Source organism: Arthrobacter sp. D3-18 (genome assembly GCF_054408525.1).
The window spans coordinates 141,946-159,038 of record NZ_CP096440.1 but is presented as its reverse complement, the minus strand read 5'-3'; the positions used below and the strand labels follow the sequence as shown (position 1 = coordinate 159,038).

15 protein-coding genes are annotated in these 17,093 nt (G+C 62.0%); 6 read left to right on the top strand and 9 right to left on the bottom strand.

Going from position 1 to position 17,093, the window contains the following annotated elements:
* The first annotated feature begins 9 nt into the window (after positions 1 to 9).
* Complete coding sequence (locus M1D89_RS02775) at positions 10 to 1,341, top strand: MFS transporter (RefSeq protein ID WP_498647813.1); 1,332 nt, start codon at positions 10 to 12, stop codon at positions 1,339 to 1,341.
* Positions 1,342 to 1,477: 136 nt separating this feature from the next.
* On the opposite strand, the gene M1D89_RS02770 is transcribed toward M1D89_RS02775, so the two are convergent.
* Complete coding sequence (locus M1D89_RS02770; protein WP_498647810.1) at positions 1,478 to 3,364, bottom strand: carboxypeptidase regulatory-like domain-containing protein; 1,887 nt, start codon at positions 3,362 to 3,364, stop codon at positions 1,478 to 1,480.
* A 112-nt stretch (positions 3,365 to 3,476) separates the two neighbouring features.
* A complete protein-coding gene (locus M1D89_RS02765; protein ID WP_498647808.1) occupies positions 3,477 to 6,197 on the bottom strand; it encodes an FG-GAP-like repeat-containing protein in 2,721 nt (906 codons plus the stop codon).
* A gap of 227 nt (positions 6,198 to 6,424) precedes the next feature.
* Here M1D89_RS02765 and M1D89_RS02760 point away from each other — a divergent pair, with 227 nt between their 5' ends.
* The gene (locus M1D89_RS02760; RefSeq protein ID WP_017197342.1) at positions 6,425 to 6,661 is read left to right on the top strand and encodes a hypothetical protein; all 237 of its coding nucleotides are present in this window, start codon (positions 6,425 to 6,427) and stop codon (positions 6,659 to 6,661) included.
* Positions 6,662 to 6,684: 23 nt separating this feature from the next.
* Here the strand turns inward: M1D89_RS02760 and M1D89_RS02755 are convergent, their stop codons facing one another.
* Positions 6,685 to 6,972, bottom strand: a complete 288-nt coding sequence (locus M1D89_RS02755) for a MoaD/ThiS family protein (RefSeq protein ID WP_498647805.1) — start codon at positions 6,970 to 6,972, stop codon at positions 6,685 to 6,687.
* A gap of 7 nt (positions 6,973 to 6,979) precedes the next feature.
* Positions 6,980 to 8,128 carry a WD40/YVTN/BNR-like repeat-containing protein gene (locus tag M1D89_RS02750; protein ID WP_498647804.1) on the bottom strand — a complete coding sequence of 383 codons (1,149 nt, stop codon included), beginning with the start codon at positions 8,126 to 8,128 and terminating at the stop codon, positions 6,980 to 6,982.
* Positions 8,129 to 8,436: 308 nt separating this feature from the next.
* Here M1D89_RS02750 and M1D89_RS02745 point away from each other — a divergent pair, with 308 nt between their 5' ends.
* Both M1D89_RS02745 and M1D89_RS02740 read left to right on the top strand, forming a co-directional pair.
* Positions 8,437 to 9,642 carry a GGDEF domain-containing protein gene (locus tag M1D89_RS02745; RefSeq protein WP_498647802.1) on the top strand — a complete coding sequence of 402 codons (1,206 nt, stop codon included), beginning with the start codon at positions 8,437 to 8,439 and terminating at the stop codon, positions 9,640 to 9,642.
* A gap of 201 nt (positions 9,643 to 9,843) precedes the next feature.
* Entirely contained in the window at positions 9,844 to 10,623 is a 780-nt protein-coding gene (locus M1D89_RS02740) for an isocitrate lyase/PEP mutase family protein (protein WP_498647801.1), read from the top strand.
* Between the two features lie 68 nt (positions 10,624 to 10,691).
* Here M1D89_RS02740 and M1D89_RS02735 read toward each other — a convergent pair whose 3' ends face one another.
* A complete protein-coding gene (locus M1D89_RS02735) occupies positions 10,692 to 11,615 on the bottom strand; it encodes a LysR family transcriptional regulator (RefSeq protein ID WP_498647800.1) in 924 nt (307 codons plus the stop codon).
* A 181-nt stretch (positions 11,616 to 11,796) separates the two neighbouring features.
* Between M1D89_RS02735 and M1D89_RS02730 the strand changes: the two genes are divergently transcribed.
* On the top strand, positions 11,797 to 12,141 hold the full coding sequence (locus M1D89_RS02730) for a CBU_0592 family membrane protein (protein ID WP_498647798.1): 345 nt from the start codon (positions 11,797 to 11,799) through the stop codon (positions 12,139 to 12,141).
* A gap of 59 nt (positions 12,142 to 12,200) precedes the next feature.
* Here M1D89_RS02730 and M1D89_RS02725 read toward each other — a convergent pair whose 3' ends face one another.
* Positions 12,201 to 12,401, bottom strand: coding sequence for a hypothetical protein (locus M1D89_RS02725; RefSeq protein WP_011776649.1), 201 nt, complete (start codon positions 12,399 to 12,401; stop codon positions 12,201 to 12,203).
* A 127-nt stretch (positions 12,402 to 12,528) separates the two neighbouring features.
* Between M1D89_RS02725 and M1D89_RS02720 the strand changes: the two genes are divergently transcribed.
* Positions 12,529 to 13,035, top strand: a complete 507-nt coding sequence (locus M1D89_RS02720) for a universal stress protein (protein WP_498647796.1) — start codon at positions 12,529 to 12,531, stop codon at positions 13,033 to 13,035.
* 357 nt (positions 13,036 to 13,392) lie between these two features.
* Here M1D89_RS02720 and M1D89_RS02715 read toward each other — a convergent pair whose 3' ends face one another.
* From M1D89_RS02715 to M1D89_RS02705, 3 genes are read right to left on the bottom strand one after another with little or no spacing between them, the layout of a single operon-like run.
* Positions 13,393 to 14,784, bottom strand: a complete 1,392-nt coding sequence (locus tag M1D89_RS02715) for a GntP family permease (protein ID WP_498190312.1) — start codon at positions 14,782 to 14,784, stop codon at positions 13,393 to 13,395.
* Between the two features lie 22 nt (positions 14,785 to 14,806).
* Positions 14,807 to 15,442 (bottom strand): bifunctional 4-hydroxy-2-oxoglutarate aldolase/2-dehydro-3-deoxy-phosphogluconate aldolase, encoded by a 636-nt coding sequence (locus M1D89_RS02710; RefSeq protein ID WP_498647794.1) that lies wholly within the window; start codon positions 15,440 to 15,442, stop codon positions 14,807 to 14,809.
* A complete protein-coding gene (locus M1D89_RS02705) occupies positions 15,432 to 17,090 on the bottom strand; it encodes an N-acyl-D-amino-acid deacylase family protein (RefSeq protein WP_498647791.1) in 1,659 nt (552 codons plus the stop codon). The genes M1D89_RS02710 and M1D89_RS02705 overlap by 11 nt, the downstream gene beginning before the upstream one ends.
* Positions 17,091 to 17,093: the final 3 nt, after the last annotated feature.

The window sequence follows — 17,093 nt, the reverse complement described above, 5'->3', positions numbered from 1 at the left end:
GGAACACCCATGAGCCAAACAATGCCGTCAGCGACGCCAGGCACTGAAACCACCGCCGGAACCCCAAAGAAGGCCGCGCTTGCCAGCTTCCTGGGCAGTGCCGTCGAGTACTACGACTTCTTCATCTTCGGCTCTGCCGCGGCCCTGATCTTCCCCCACGTTTTCTTCCCCTCCGCCGATGCCAACGCGGCGATCATGTCCTTCGCGACCTTCGGTTTCGCATACATCGCACGTCCCGTGGGTGCCGTGATCCTGGGCCATTTCGGTGACCGCATTGGCCGGCAGAAGGTCCTCATGTTCACGCTGGTCCTCATGGGTGCCGCCACTTTCGTGATTGGCTGCCTCCCGGACTTCAAGACAATCGGCTGGTGGGCACCCATCCTGCTGGTAGTTGCCCGCCTTTGCCAAGGACTTTCCGCCGCTGGTGAGCAGGCCGGCGCTTCCTCCATGACACTGGAGCACGCCCCGGACAACCGCCGCTCCTTCTTCACCTCTTGGACCCTCACCGGGACCCAGGGTGGCCAGATCCTCGCTGCGTTGGTGTTCATTCCTGTGGTGGCACTTCCGGACGACATCAAGTACGGCATCGGTTGGCGCATTCCGTTCTGGCTCAGCGCAGTGGTTGTCTTGGTGGCCTTCTTCATCCGCCGCACCCTCCACGAGCCGCCGGCCTTCGCGGAAGCCAAGAAGAACAATGAGATCTCCAAGCTCCCCGTTGCCGATCTCCTGAGGCTGCACTGGCGCGATGTCCTCCGCGTAGTCTGCTGCGCCTTCATCGCCGCAGTGAGTACGGTCTTTGGAACACTAGCCATCAAGTACGCCCAGGATGTTGCAGGGGTGAACAGCACCATCACACTCTGGCTGGTGGTCGCAGCCAACGTTGTTGCTTTGGGAACGCAGCCGCTGTTCGGCATGCTCTCGGACAAGATCGGCCGCAAGCCCGTGTTTATCTACGGAGCCCTTTCCAGCGCGATCATGACGCCGGTGTTCCTGCTGACCCTCGAAGGCGGCAACGTGCCGCTGATGTTCCTGGTCTCCGTGGTGTTCTTCTCCTTTGGATACGCTGCCGCCAACGCCGTATGGCCGTCCTTCTACGGCGAAATGTTCAGCACCAAGGTCCGTTTCTCCGGCTTGGCCATTGGCACCCAGTTGGGCTTCCTCATGGCAGGCTTCGCACCCGCCATCGTCACAGCCTTGGGTGGCACCAAGCCCGGCGGATGGGTCCAGATCTCCATCTTCACCGCCGTGATCTGTGTGATCGCAGCTGTCTCGGCCATGACCGCCCGCGAATCAGCCAAAACTCCCACCACGGAGCTCGGCCTGCACAAGCAAGTTCACTGAGCCACCACACCACTAAGCAGGCCCAGCACTAAGCAGGCCCACCACTAAGAAAGCCTTGAGCTCCTTCCCGGTTGCGGGTCTTGGAGCGCGGAAATGCCCGGCACGTCTTCCTGACATGCCGGGCATTTCGTTGTCCTTAGTTGTCCAGTGCGTTGAACCTGTACATGAAGGCCGCCATGGCATCACGATTGACGGGTGTCACCGGCCGGAAGGTGTGATCGTCCCAGCCAGTGCTGATTTCCGCGGAAGCCAACCAAGCGATTTCCTTGTAGAACTGGCCGTTGGCCGGAACGTCGGTAAACGGCGAGGTGGCCGGCGGCTCAAAGTCTGTGACCTTGGAGAAGCGGTACAAGAACGCAGCCATCGCGTCGCGGTTCACTGGCTCCACGGGTCGGAAGGTTTTGTCCGGCCAACCACCCGAAATCTTGGTGGACGCGAGCCACGCGATTTCCTTGTAGAACTGGTTGGTTGTGGGGACGTCCACGAAGGGCGATGTAGCCGGCGGCTTGAATGCGGGTTGCCCTGCCAACCGGTACAGGAACGCAGCCATGGCGTCACGGTTCACGGACAGCAAGGGGCGGAACGTGGCGTCAGGCCAGCCCGTGGAGATGCCGGTGGACTTCATCCAACTGATCTGGTGGTCGAACTGTTGGCCTTCGAAGACGTCGGTGAAGTTGGCGCGGGACCAATACCCCACCGTTCCGACGTCGGTCCGGGCGCCACTGGTGATCGCGATCTCTTTCGCCTCGGATTGCTCAGCAACATTTCCCGAATAGGTGAGTCCAGCGAAACGCACGTTCATCGTGTTGCCACGAAGACGATAAGATCCGGTGGTCAGGCCTGTGATCTCGAATTTTCCTTGGGCATCGGTGACGGCTTTTCGGGTGCTCAGCGAACCGTCGCGCGTGTAAGCCTCGACTACCGCGAAGGGCAAAGGATGGCCCTGCTGGTCGCGAAGCGTCCCAGTCATAGTTCCGCCATTTGTGGCAGTGAAGTCGAATCGCGTCTTTTCCTCGTTTGCTGCGAGTGTGATGACCGGCGCCGCGTCAGCACCCTCATGCTCAAGGATTCCGCTGTAGAACTGCCCCTCGAAGGCCCGGCGACCAGTAAAGATATCCAAGCCAAGCTTGTACTGTCCCGGCAGTAGGCCACTCACTGTGAAGCTTCGTCCACTTTGGCCAACGATGACTTCCTTGACGATATTGCCTTCGAGATCCCATACAGAAATCTGGTGACTGATGGTTCCGGCTGTGGGCCAGGGCCCATTCACGTAGCCGCTGATGCTCGCGCCAGCGTCAGCATTTATTGGGGTGTTCCAGACGTCTTGTTCTCCTGCGATGGAGACCGTTGCCGCTTCAGAGAAAGACGCGCCACCGCCATACCAAGTGGGCAGTACACCGCCGGAGACCCGGACCTTGTAGTCTCCGCTGGGTAGTCCACGAAGATCATAATTGCCGGTGGAATCCGGATATTCGGACGCCGCAATCCCACCCGAACCGTCAAGGGCTTCCACTACTACCGTGTTCGTGTCCACGTGATAGGGCATCTCGACTCTGCCCTGAATCCGTCCGCCACCCATACGGAGATCGATTCCAGTCACCTGCTGCCCGTCGTTGACCGCCACCGGCACGAAAGTGTCGAAGTTGGAACCGCCATAGATTTCCTCGGGCCACCACTCGGCCTCGCTGGAATAGAAGTAGACCTTGTATTCACCGGCCTGCAGCCCGGAAATCGTATAGGTACCGTTAGGCTGCACCGATACGGCGCCACCGGAGTTCGCCGGGTTGTAAAGGTTGATGGCCCAGACAGCTACCTTCCCCAAATCCACATCTGAACGCACTGTAATGGTTCCGCTGATCGAACCGCCCGTTGTGCCGCTGACCGTTGCGGTCTCCGCTGGAACCGTCGTTTGGCCCAAAGCCAAGGCCGGCGCAGGAAACAACCCCAACACCAGTGAAGCCGTCAGTGTTGCAATCATGGCCATGGCGGCCTTACGCCAATGCCAGATCCTCAAAAAAGACACGGATTTCCCCCAAGATCAAGAGTGGATTGCCGTGGCAGTCACGACGAATAGGGCCAATGCTAGTGCCTTGCCACGACAAAAATGGAATCCGGATCTCACCTCTGCCAAAGACCTATCGCGGGTCCAGCACCACCGTTTGGAACGCCCCCCGGCCGGTACCTGTGTAGAGGAATAGTGCGCCGTCGCCGGCCACGCCAACCACGGAAGGATTGCCTGTCCCGGTAAAGGCATTACCCAAGGCTGCGAAGGAACTAAAGATGTTCCATCCAGCCCCCATGGCCACCCGGGCCAGGAAGCCTCCGTTGCCGTTACCCGGGTATAACCACAGCGCGCCATCGGTTCCGCGGGCCATGATGTCTTCCCAGCCATCGCCGTTGAAGTCACCGCCCTGCATGAGCGAATTGAAGATGTTCCAGCCCGTGCCGATCTGACGCCACGGCTGGAAACCTCCAACTCCGTTACCCGGGTAGAGCCACAGGCTTCCATCGGCAGCCCGCGCCACAAGGTCCGCTTTGCCGTCACCTGAGAAATCACCCGGTGCGAGCAGTTGAGTGAACCCTTGCCACCCCGTTCCGATCTGCTTACGCGCCAGGAACTGACCACGACCATCCGTCGGATACAGCCACAACACCCCGTTGGACGCCCGCGCCACAAGGTCCGGGTGGCCATCGCCGTCGAAATCACCTGCACTGAGGACCGAAGTGAACGCACCCCAACCCGACCCCACCTGCACTCGCGGCAGGAAAGCGCCGGAACCATTGCCGGGGTAAAGCCACAGGACGCCGTCGGTGCCGCGCGCCAGAATGTCAGCGACAGCATCGCCGTCGAAGTCTCCCGCCTCCCACACCTGGCTGAACTGGTTCCACCCGGCCCCGATGGCCAGGCGTTCGGCAAAACCTGAGCCGCTGCCCGGGTAGAGACGCATGGTTCCTGCCGATGTCACCGTCAGGACGTCGGAGCGCGTGTCACCCGTGAAGTCTTGCCCGCCCACGATGTCGCCCACGGCATTCCAGCCACTTCCGACGGCGATTCGCGGCGCGAAACCACCCCAACCATTGCCGGGGTATAGGTAGAGAGTGCCGTCGCTGGCCCGCGCGAGCAGTCCGGCTCCGGCACCGCTAAAGGAACCGTCAGAAGTGATGCTGGTGAAGCCATTCCAGCCCGAGCCGATCTGCGACCATGCACGGAAGCCCCCCTGGCCGTCGCTTGGGTAGAGCCACAGAGTGCCGTCGGGCTTGGTGGCCATGACGTCGGGCCGGGCGTCGCCGTCGAAGTCCCCCACGCCTATGAGGTTCGAGAAGCCCTGCCAACCGGAACCGACCTGCCGTTTGGCCAGGAAACCGCCATTTCCGTCACCCGGATACAGCCAGAGGACGCCGTCGCTGGTGCGCGCCAGGATGTCGCCTCGACGATCGCCATTGAAGTCCGCGATGCCGGTGATGGCGTCGAAGATGTTCCATCCCGAGCCGATCTTCCGGGGATTATCAAGCCTGTTGCCGGGCAGCCCTGCGTAGAGCATCAGGGAGCCGTCAGCCTCGCGGGTGAGGACATCGGCGAGCCTGTCGCCGTCGAAGTCGCCCGCCGAGAAGCGGATCTTCGCCGTGAGCTTGGGATCGGCAAAGATAGTGACCGACGCCGATGTGGTGGACACCGAATTGATGGTCACCTGGGTGCCGGTATAGGTGGTGAAAGTGCTGCCCGCCTGCCAGGCGTGGTTGCTGGCATACCAGGGCTCCGGGAACGGCTTGGTGGATGGCATGAGGATCAGGGACGAAGCGACGGTGGCTCCGCCGCGCTGGACGATCTTGACACCCCTGTTTCCGGCCGGCCTTCCCGAGTCGTCGAGGTAACTGTCATAGCCTGCGGCCTGCCGCAACTCCAGGTAGTAGACCTCTTTGCTGATGGGATCGGTGAACTTGATGGCACGCTGTGCTTCAGTCCCGCCCCACGGTTTGAGCGTGTAGGTCTTGGCGCCCGTAGCGACGCCAACATCACGGATTTCATCACCACGGCCCAATCCTGCATAGTCCCACAGCGAGCTGCTGATCACGGGCGATGCGAATTGCGCTGCCCCCATGATGTCCGTGGTGTCGCCGTACTCCCGGATGTAGCAGGAGGGATCCGTGAATCGTCCGCTACCGTCAACTCCGACGTCGGACGCTCCACTTCCGCACTGCAACGCGTCCGCGTGCATGAGGCCGATGACGTGCCCGAACTCGTGGCTTATCACGTTGTTCGTGAACCCGCTGATCTGCGGCAGGAGGACGCGGCCACTGTAGCTTCCGCTGCTGTATCCGGCTCCGAGGGCGTTTCCGGACAGAGTGGATGTAGGAATGAAAATCACCAGCGCCGTGTACGGGCTTGCCGACCAGTTCAGTTCACTGGTGATGATGGACATGATGGTGCTGTAGCTATCCGTGGACTTCGCCTTGGATTGGTGGCCGGCAACCTTGGTGCTCACCGTCATGGACAGCTTGTTGGCTGTCATCGCTTTCCAATAGTTGCTGGACGCCGCAACAGCCTGTTCCGCGCCCGTCATGGACACCGTATTGGTGTTGTCCGCTAGTTTGGCAGTGACCAGCCGTACCCGGATGTCGCCACTGGGCCCCACCACTGCCGGACCGGCGTCGGGTGACGTGTTGAACGGGGTGGCGAGCTCGGGGGGAACCTCGAACGTATGCTCAGAGTGCGGGGTTCCCTCCACGAACTGGACATTTGGGTTGTCCGGCCCGGGCAACGGCACCGCCGTCGCGGGGGTTTGTACGAAAAACAGGCCGGTAGCAAAAACCACCAAGCCTGTAGACAACGCGATTGTTCGCCGTAGCATACCCATTTGATCTCCCCGGGGACGGAGCCTGTGGTTGCTGTGAGACTCAACAACCGAGATCAGGCTACAACCGGGCAGGCGGCGAGCCCGGCAGGCGGGGCTGGCCGCGTGGAAACCCAACCATCCCGGAATGCTAACGGGACCCTAACCGGGCCGAAATACCGTGGCAACATTGCCGCGCCACACTGGAATAGCCGGCAAGTGCAGGCACCAGCTCCAGCCAGGAGGAAACCATGCTGAAGGAAGCCACCACTCACACAACACGTATACGTGCTATCAGCCAGCTCCACCGCGGAGACGAGATCGAAGCCCGCCTGTCCGTAGGGCCCGCTTACGATGACGTAGTGATCCGCCGCGGACGCGTCCAGGAAACGGCTCCGGGAATCGGCGTGGTGTGGATCATGGACCACGCCTCCGGAATGCGGAAAGCCATCAATACTGACGAATGCAGTGTTTGGCGCGTCGCCTGATCCGGCTTGACCCCAAACGCCTCTCAGCCGCCAGCCACGGATTGGATGATCAAGACCTCCTGGCCAGCCGCAACCTCCGTTTCAAGACCTTTCATCCGCCGGATCTCATCACCGTTCACGTAAATATTCACGTAGCGGCGCAGCGCCCCGGTTTCATCACGTAAACGCCTGGCCAGCACCGGATAATCTCCGGTTACCGAGTCCAGCAACTGTCCAACGGTCACAGCCCCGTCGGCGGACGCAGTCAGATAGGACTGTCCGCCAACGAGGGGCTGCAGGACACCAGGTAGCAGGACCGTAAACTCAGCCACCCCGGGCCTACCCAAGCACCGGGGCGCTGGCTTTTTCTTCGGTGCCGGCAGATGCGCCAACCACGACGGCGGCACGCACGCACAGCACGTCGGGCAAGTGCGAGGCCACTTCAGTAAACGTCTCGCCCTCGTCAGCACTGGCATACACGGCACCCCCGCGGGTTCCGAAGTACACGCCGGTTGGTTCGGCGGTGTCCACGGAAGCGGCGTCCCTGAGCACGGCGTTGTATTCGTGGTCCGGAAGGCCCGTGTGCAGTTCTTTCCACGTTCCGCCGGCATCGTCTGTGCGGTGGACGCTGAGCTTGCTGTCCGGCGGGATGCGTTCGCCGTCCGCTTTCAACGGGATCACCCAAGCGGTGCCCTCGCGGCGCGGATGGGTCAGCATGACGAACCCAAAATCCGCCGGCAACCCGTCCGCGATTGAATCCCAGTTCTCGCCGCCGTCGTCCGTGCGGTACACCCCGTGATGGTTCTGCGCGTACAAACGATTCTCGACGGCGGCATCCGCCGCGATCTTGTGAACGCACTGGCCGAACTCGGGGTTGGGATCGGGCATGAAGTAGGCCGAAATTCCCTTGTTGCGGGGCTCCCAGGAGGCACCGCCGTCGAGCGATCTGTAAACGCCGCCCGTGCTCATGGCGATGTGGACCTTCTCGCCTGACGGATCAACCACGATGGAGTGTGCGGCCGCTCCGCCGTAGCCGGCACCCCACTCGCTGCGGTGGGGGTGGTCCCAAAGTCCGCGGTTCAGCTCGAAGTGTTCGCCGCCGTCGGTTGATTTCCACACCGAAATGGGCTCACAACCGGCCCAGACCACACCTGGTCGGGAGTCGGCGTCGGGGTATATCTGCCAGATGCGTTCCAGCGCGGCGTCCGTACCGTCCGGAAATTTGATGGCGCCCTGCTCGGGCTCGGTCCATGTGGCGCCAAGGTCGTCGGAGTGGGCCACTGTGGGACCCCAGTGTTCGGATCTTACGCCAACCATGATTCGTGTAGTGCCGTTCCGCGTGTCTATCCCGATGCTGGGTATCTCACTCATCAGGAAGTGCGGGCCGGAGAGGGACCATTCTTTGCGGTCCGGGCTGGTTGCCAGCCACAGTCCTTTCTTGGTCCCGATCGCGATGACGTAACTCTCTGCAGTAGCCATGATCCCCATCGAACCATCAGGGCGTATGGGTGGCAACGGTTTTTTGGGCCTATGTGGATAGTCCGATTTCCGAGCAAAACCTTCCTTACGGTTACAGTGCGCCCAAACTCCGAATCGTGACGCGAAAATCGAAAAAACTTTTTCCGCCTGATGTGGCGGCCGTTGTCTACTGATTGGAGAAAACGTGCTTGACTGTGGTTTTGCGGTCAAGAGGCCGCAACAACTTACTGGGGGAATACATGTTTCGCGAGGTCAAAGAGCCATGAGACCAACAAAAGGGAATTTCGCGGTGGTCGGCCGGTAAGCGGAACCGAGCCATGATTGCAGTCTCGATGCAAGAGGGAGCGATAGTCCTGGACCCGTTCTCCGTAAGAATGGTCCTCGGCGCCGTCATCCTAACCCTGATAGTTCTCTCCTGCGTCTCCTCCCGACGCCTCCGGTCACCGTTCACCGATTGGTGGCGGGTAGCCCTGTGCCTTTTCTTTGCCGGAAATTGCGCCTTCCTGCTCAATGGAACCTCCTTACTGACGTGGGCCAATCCGCCCGGCAAAGCGCTGGTGGTCGCCGGAGCATTCAGCGTCTGGGCAGGAGCACGAAAACTTCGGAACCGTAAAGTCAGCGCTTGGCAGTTGGCACCGGCCCCACTAATCACCTACGTTGCGTCGGTGATGGACAACGCGGAATCCAGTCTCTGGTCCGGTGGTTTGGTCTATCTGGGTCTGACGGCGGCAGGCCTTGGCATGTCTGCGGCAGAATTGTGGTTCACGAAATCAACCCATTCCCGGGCCACCAAGTTCCTGGCCCTCACGGCAGCATTTACCTCCCTGTACTACTTGGGCCGGGCAATCACGTTTGTCCTGGAAGGGCCTGATGGGAATCTCTTCCGGACCATCTTCAGCTATGCGCCGGCCGCGCTGGTGCACCTTATTCTCCTGGTGTCGCTGTCCTTCACCATGAACGCGCTCAGCAATAACCACCTGATCACAAAACTCAGGGAACGCGCCGAACGGGACCATCTCACCGGTCTGTTAAACAGGGGCGCCTTCCTTGGCCTGGCTGCCAAGGAACTGTCAGGTCCGTCTTCCCAACGAGGTGGTGCCTTGATCCTGGCCGATCTCGATTACTTCAAAGCCGTCAATGATGAACATGGACATGCGGCCGGGGACGCCGCCTTGTGTGCCTTCGCTGAGGCCTGCACCGCTTCGGTGAGGTCAACCGACCTTGTTGGGCGATACGGCGGAGAAGAATTTATCCTGTTGCTGCCCGGGGCGACGCAACAGCGGGCTGAAGCCATTGCCTCGGAGATCAGCCACCGCCTATCTGCCATGCAAGATCCGGAAGGCTTGCCGTTTCCCACAGTCAGCTATGGCGTCACGTCCACTGGTACTGAGGCTCCAGACCTGGATTTCATGATCAAAGTGGCAGACGCCGCGCTGTATAGCGCCAAGGCCCAAGGACGTAACAGGGTTGTCGGCGCAGACCCAGCGGAAATTTCACTGCCTGAGTTTCACCAAGGGCCGTAGTACATGGACATAGTGTCGGGCCTCACCCGTAACCTCTTCTTACGGCCCGTTTTGCACTCGATATTGATGCTGTCACCCGTCCTGCCCGCTCCCACTGCAAGCGCCTGGTATCGCGTTGTGTGACGTTATGCCTAGGCTGTGGGTGGCAAGTGAGAGTTCCCCTGCGTGGATGACCGAGAACAACGATGATGGAGAGCAACGATGACTGAAGCAAACACCAACGTACGTGCGCAACAGCTGAAAGCCCTGCACGAGGCACCGGAAATCCTGAGCGTGGTTAATGTGTGGGACGCCGTCAGTGCCCGCACTGTTGCAGAACTTCCTGAAACCAAGGCCATCGCCACAGCAGGGCATTCCATTGCTGCAGCCTTTGGCTATGCCGACGGAAGCATGCCGTTGGACGTTGCGCTGGATGGTGTCAAGCGAATTGTCGACGCCGTGGATCACCCGGTCACTGCAGACCTGGACGACGGCTACGAGGACCCTGCCGAGACCATCCGCCGGGCGATTGGCATCGGCGTGGTTGGGGCGAATGTTGAGGACCGCCTGCGGCCCTTCGACGAAGCCGTTGCCCGCGTGCAGGCCATCATTTCGGCCGCCGCGGATGAAGGCGTCGCGTTCCAGCTGAACGCACGCACTGACGCGATTGCCCGTGGTGGGGACCGTCCCATTAAGGACAGCATTGAGGACGCCATCGTCAGGGGACGCGCCTTCCTCGACGCCGGCGCTTCGCTGGTCTTCGTGCCCGGTGCCATGACCCGTGAGGTCATCGAACCTCTGGTTGAAGGCCTCGGACACGGGAAGCTCTCCGTGATTGGCGCACCCGGCGCCCTCCCGGCAGCCGAGCTTCAGGAACTTGGTGTGGCCCGCGTTTCCTATGGTCCGTTTACCCAGCGGGTGGCTCTGCGGGCCCTTCGGGACTTGGCCACGGACCTCTATGGTTCGGGCGTAGTCCCTACCGACACGCCTGCGCTGAACTAGCTGACGCCTGCCCGGGTGCAGTCTGCCTGACCGGTCCTGACCTGTCCCGTCTTTGGTGGCGGGACAGGTCAGGAACCCGAACGGGTGTCGAACGCGGCCGCCGACTCCCGAAGCAGGCGGGCCACCGTGTCCAAGGGCAGGCTCGCGGCCTTTCTCCGGTCGAAGCGACGCAACGCGATGTGCCGGGTTCCCAGGCCCGGAACATCCAGGATGTCCACTTGGTCATGGACGACGCCCGTCAGCGCCAGAGTGGGCACAATCGCAACTCCCTCACCAGCAGCGACGAGTGCCAGCGCGGTGAGTGTGTCGTGATACTGATGAACAGTTTCAATCCGGGCCCCCGTCGAGTGACGGAGGCGCCCAAGTACTGCAGTGTTTGCCGCTGATGGCTCGACTCCCAGCCACGGCAAGTGCAAGCGGCTCAGGTCAATGTTGTCCGTGCCGAGCAGGCTTCCTGCGGGCACCACGAGCTTCCACGGCTCATCCAACAGGGGTTCCTGGACCATTCCGGCCGCCATCGGACGCTGCTCCGCCGCCGTCGAATCCTGTTCAATCACAACAGCGTCGAGCTGCCGCTGCCGGAGCAGCCGCATCAGAGCTGGAAAACTGTCCTCAACGATCTGAATCTGCAACTGGGGGTATTGGCTGCGCCATTCCGGAAGGCGCGGGATGACCACGGTGCGCATGAAACTGGTGAATCCGCCCACCCGCACCACTCCCGCGATATTGACTTCGCTTTGCATCCGGGCCCGGGCCACGTTGAGCGCCCGTTCTATCTCCTCCCCCGCCTCTGCCATTGCCAGGCCTGCGGGGGTGAGTACTGAGCCTTTGGGGGTGCGGAGGAGTAGCGCCTGCCCTGCCTCGTTCTCGAGTTTGCTCAGTTGCTGCGACACTGCGGAGGCCGTAATCCGCAATTCATCAGCTGCCGCAAGGACGCCTCCAGTGCGCGCGACAGCAAGAAGCACGAGCAGCCGGCGGGGGTCCATCTCCATGTTAAGCACTCCTAAACACCGGCTTCAGAATATTGCAATTGAACTAAACGAGTTCGTCACTCAATATTGACTCAAAAGCACGATTCAGTCGCCCAATACCGACTACGAATCAAGCCCCCATCCCGGATCGAACGCCGCCCGTCGGCTTCATTCGGAATGCCCAAATTCTGAAAGGACTCCCATGGAACTGCTGTTCGAAATTACCGGTTGGGCCGGCGCAGTGGCGATGCTCGGCGGCTATATGGCGGTGTCCATGGGCTGGTTGCAGGCGGGCAGCACCTTCCAGACCGTGAATCTCTTTGGTTCGTGCGCCTTCATCGTCAACGGCACGCTCCATGGAGCATGGCCTTCCGTAGTGACGAACGTGGCTTGGTTCTTGATTTCAGCCGTAGCCCTCCTCCGGATGCGGGCCAAGCAGAGGCCTGCGCAGACCGTGGCCCAAACTCAAGAGAGCCCTTCACTTGGTCCGGACACTGCCGCCCAGGTCATCGTCTCAGCCGCTCGGCCAGCCGCGGGCTGCGCCTAGCGACCTCACGGGGAACCGCCACCCCGCTGGGGAGAGGCCCCGTAACTCCACGAACTCCGTCAGTCCACGAATTCTGACTGGGTCTCGATGAAGTCCCAATCCGCAACGGTCAGCACACCACTGACCTTGTCCGGATGAGGCCCGCCGGCCTCGGCAATGTGCTGCAGCACCTGCAGCGGCAGTTCTTCGGCGCGCAGGTTTTCGCGCAGCCATTCCTTGCTGTCCAAGTGCAGATCGAGCCACCACATGTAGATTTCCATCGCGGACCGCCTTCCTTCGGATGAGCCGTGGACCCGGATTAACCGTAGGCCGCGTCAGGAACGTCTACAAGGGTCCGATGAGCCCAAGTAGCTGTTCAAGGACGCGCCGCAGCGCAACAATAAGGGTATGGCTGCGGAAGGTTTCAGCGGACGGATCCCCTTGGTGGTCGGAGTGCTGCCGGATCAGCATGTGGAGGTCCTCCAGACTGCAAGGATCCTCGCCGAACAAATGGGCGTGCCGCTGGTTTGCGCTTATGTGGATGAGGCCAGCTACCTGGTGGAGTGGGACCCCTCGCGCGAGACTCACCGGATGTCGCTGCATCCCGAAAAGGATGACGAGGACGTCGCTGCCGTCCGTGGTGATCTGGGCAAGGCCATCGCGGAGGCAATGGATGGCGGCACGGCGGATTGGACGCTGCGCTTGCTCGCCGGTGATCCTGCTCGTGCCCTGGGTCGCTTGGCCTCGGATATCGATGCGTCAATGATCATCGTAGGGACCCCCGAACTTGGATTGGGACACCGGATTTCCGAAGCCCTTAACGGCTCGGTGGCAGCTTGGCTGAGTCATCACCAAAGGCGACCGGTGCTGATTGTGCCCCAAAAGAAGAGGCACGAAGCTGCCCATAAAAACTAAAGCGAAAGTACTTATTCGAGGTGGTGGCGAAGGCGTCGCACGGCACGTAGAGTAATTACTGCAGGACGGCGAGAGCCCCTGCTCAAAGACCGCTCCGGAGTGCGTATCCCCCAATAACGCACTCCGGAGCTCTTTGTTTAAGCGACGGTTTCACCGTTCAATTAAGGGTTTGCACCGCGTGCTGCCACCACCTTCTTTCACGCAAAACGGCCCCGACACACCCTTTTGTAGGCGCGTCGAGGCCGTTCTCATTTCAAAGCGGGTGGTGACGGTACAGCTCGCGGGAAGAAGCGCACGACGCCGCCACCTGGCTTGAGTGCCGCCGGCTCACCTGACGGAAACTCACCTGCCGCCGGATCACCTAACGAACGTGTACAGCAGCGCCGCCATCCCGAAGCCCACTATGGAGAGCACCGTTTCGAGCACGGTCCACGTCTTCAGGGTGTCCTTGACTGACATGTTGAAGTACTTGGAGATGATCCAGAATCCGCCGTCATTCACGTGGCTGGCGATGATGGAGCCCGACGAGATGGCCACCACGATCAACGCGAGCTGCGGCTGCGAGTACCCCGAAGCGAGGCTTGGAGCCAGGATGCCGCCGGTGGTCACGATCGCCACCGTGGCCGAGCCCTGGGCGATGCGCATACCGGCGCTGATCACGAACGCGGACAGGATGATGGGAAGCCCGGCCTGGGACAACGTATCCGCCACAGCCTTGCCAACACCAGTGGCGGAGAGGACGGCACCGAAGAAGGCACCCGCACCAACAACCAGCAGGATCATGCCCACGGGACGCAATGAGGAACCCGTGATTTCGCTGAGTTCGGACGAGGTCATGCCGCGGCGGATTCCCAGGAGCCACATGGCCAGGAGCACGGCGACGGTCAGCGCGATGGCGGGGTTGCCGAAGAACTGGAGGATATCGCGGAACGTGCCGGCGGGAGCAAAGATGTTGCCGAATGTGCCGCCGAGAATGAGGATCATGGGCAAGCCGATGGCCAGCAGGACCAGCCCGATGGACGGTTCGTGACCCTTGGCGGCGTCGGACTCGGGGACGATCCGATCCTCCGGTACGGAAACCATGACGCGCTTACCGATCCAGGTGCCCCACAGGATGCCCGAAGCGAACCATGCAGGAATACCGCAGATGAGGCCCATGAGGATGATCCAGCCAAGGTCCACGCCGAACAGTCCGGCAGCAGCAACGGGGCCGGGGTGCGGGGGAAGGAAGGCGTGCGTTACGGAGAGTCCTGCGAGCAACGGCAGTGCGTAAAGGGCCAGCGACTTGCCGCCACGGATTGCGGCGACGTAAACAAGCGGAGCAAGGACAAAGATGCCGATGTCGAAGAACACGGGGATACCCAGCACGAAGCCGGTGATACCCATGGCCAACGGAGTGCCCTTTTCGCCGAAGATCTTCACCAGTCTTCCGAGCAGCACCTCAGCACCACCGGACCGCTCAAGAATGGCACCGAGGACGGTACCGAGGCCGATGATTACCGTGATGTGGCCAAGGATGCCGGCAAAGCCCTTTTCAATCAGGGCGTCGCTGCTTTTGGTGGCCGAACCGACGAGGGCCTCCACGGAAATCCCGCCCACCAGAGCCACGATCACACCGGTTCCCACCAAGGCGATGAACGGTTCGAGCTTGACCTTGATGATCAGGAACAGCAGGAGGGCGATGCCGGCACCTGCCAGGAGGAGCAGGCCGGCGGTGTCGTGCCGCAGCCATTCAAGGAATTCAGTCATGACGAGTCTTTCTGGGTAAGTCCTACTTGAGGGTGCCGGTGAAGGCTGCGGCACGTGCCGCGATGTCTGCCCAGTCACCTGCAGCAACCGCTGCGGGCGGGACTACGCTGGTGCCGCAGCAGACTGCGGCAGCACCGGCGTCGAGGTAGCTCTTGGCGTTGGAGGCGTCGATGCCCCCCGAAGGCAGCAAGCGGATGCCCGGGTACGGGCCCTGCAGATCCTTCAAATACGCCGGGCCGAGCTGGCGGGCGGGGAAAATCTTGACGGCGGCCGAGCCCAGGTCCAAGGCCTGCGCCACCTCCGTGGGGGTCATGGCACCGAGGCTGAACGGGATGCCGGCGGCGACTGCAACGGCGGCCACCTCGGGGCGAAGGCCGGGCGTCACCAGGAACTGCGCACCGGCGTCGATCGCTGCACGGGCTTGGTCAGCGGTCATCACGGTGCCAATTCCGACGGCGGCACCATGCTCCGCCGCAGTCTCCGCCGCGCGCTGGACGTGCTTGAGCACATCCGGGGTGGTGAATGTCAGTTCGACGCTGCGGATGCCGCCGTCGGACAGTGCCCGGCAAAGATCCGCGGCGTCCGTGATGGACGGGGCGCGGACCACGGCCAGGGTTCGGTCGGCTTCGAGCTGCTGGAGGAATTGTTCAGGAGTCATGCTGTCCTTCTCTGGTGAGGCCGTCGCTGCTGCGACGGAGGGCCCGGCCGGCGCGGGCACCGGTGGCTTTGCCGCCGTCGATCGCTGCCGTGCCGTTGACGAAGACGTACTGGATGCCGCTGGCGGCCTGGCGTGGATTCTCAAAAGTGGCTTCATCGCGGACGGTTTCCGGATCGAAAAGCACGACGTCGGCCGCGTAGCCTTCCCGAACGAGTCCCCTGTTATGGAGCTTGAGTCGTGCGGCGGGCCGGCCCGTGAGGTGATGGACCATGTCCTCAAGGCTCAGGAGTCCGAGGTCACGTGAGTAGTGGCCGAGGTAGCGCGGGAACGTGCCCCAGGCTCGCGGGTGTGGCTTGGCGCCGACCAGGAGTCCGTCGCTGCCGCCGGTGTGGGTTCGGTGCTTCATGATGGCCTGGACGTTTTCCTCGTGGCCGACGTGTTGGAGGATGCCTGTGCCGAGGCGGTCTTCTGTGAGGATCTGTGCGAAAACGTCGAACGGATCTTCGCCGGTCTCTGAAGCGATGTCCCTGATGGTTCTGCCGACGTAGCCCGCGAGCGCCGGGTTCTGTACGCCGCTGATTTCCAGGGTGTCCCACTCGGCCACCACGCCGTGGCAGCCGTCGGAGCCGTAGATCTCCACGGCTTCCCGGATGCGTGCCCGGGTTGTCGGGTCGGCCAGCCGCGCCAACGTTGCCTCTGTCCCGCCCGATGACGCCCAGCTCGGCAGGATCGCGCTCAACGTGGTGGCGCCGGGAAGATACGGGTAGGTGTCCAGGGTGATGTCCACGCCGTGGTCCAGCGCTTCGTCGATCAGGTCCAGGAGTTCCCCGGCGCGGCCCTTGTTTTCCGCGAAATTCATGGTGGCGTGGGATAGATGGAGTGCGCAGCCGGTGTCGCGGCTCAGCCCAATCATCTCAGCGTAAGCACCCAGGGCACCCTTGCCGTAGGAGCGATGGTGCGGCGCGTAGAAACCCCCGAGCTCGCCCACGGTCCGGCAGAGCCCAGCCAGTTCCTCGGTCTGCGCATACATGCCCGGCGTGTAGGTCAGGCCTGAGGACATTCCCACCGCGCCTTCCTCCATCGCCGTGCGGATGACGTCCTGCATCTGCCGCTGCTGCTCCGGCGTGGGGTCACCTTCGGCGAATCCCATCACCATGGCCCTGACGGTTCCTTGGGGAACAAGGTAGGCGGCGTTGGTGGCGATGCGGCCACCGTTTTCGTCTGCATCGAGTCGGTCCAGATACTCGCGCACGGTCCGCCAGTTCCAGTCGAAGTCGGCCGGGTTGTCGTTCCAGCCGGCGATTTTCTCGCGGACGCCGGCCAGGGTGGCATCGTCCACGGGCGCGTAGGACAAGCCATCCTGGCCCAGCAGTTCGGTGGTGACACCTTGGCTGAGCTTGGGGTAGTGGTCCCTGTTCACCAGGAGCTGCAGGTCCGAGTGTGCGTGCATGTCAATGAAACCCGGGCTCAGGACAAGGCCCGTGGCATCGATGACGCGGTCCGTGCCGGTTTCGCTGAGGGAATCGGCGTCGAGCCTTCCGGCGTCGACGACGGCGGCAATCACCGCTCCGTCCAGCAGGACGTCCGCACGGCGCCGGTCTGTTCCCGTTCCATCCACCAAGGTGGCATTGCTGATGAGGGTCTTCATGGC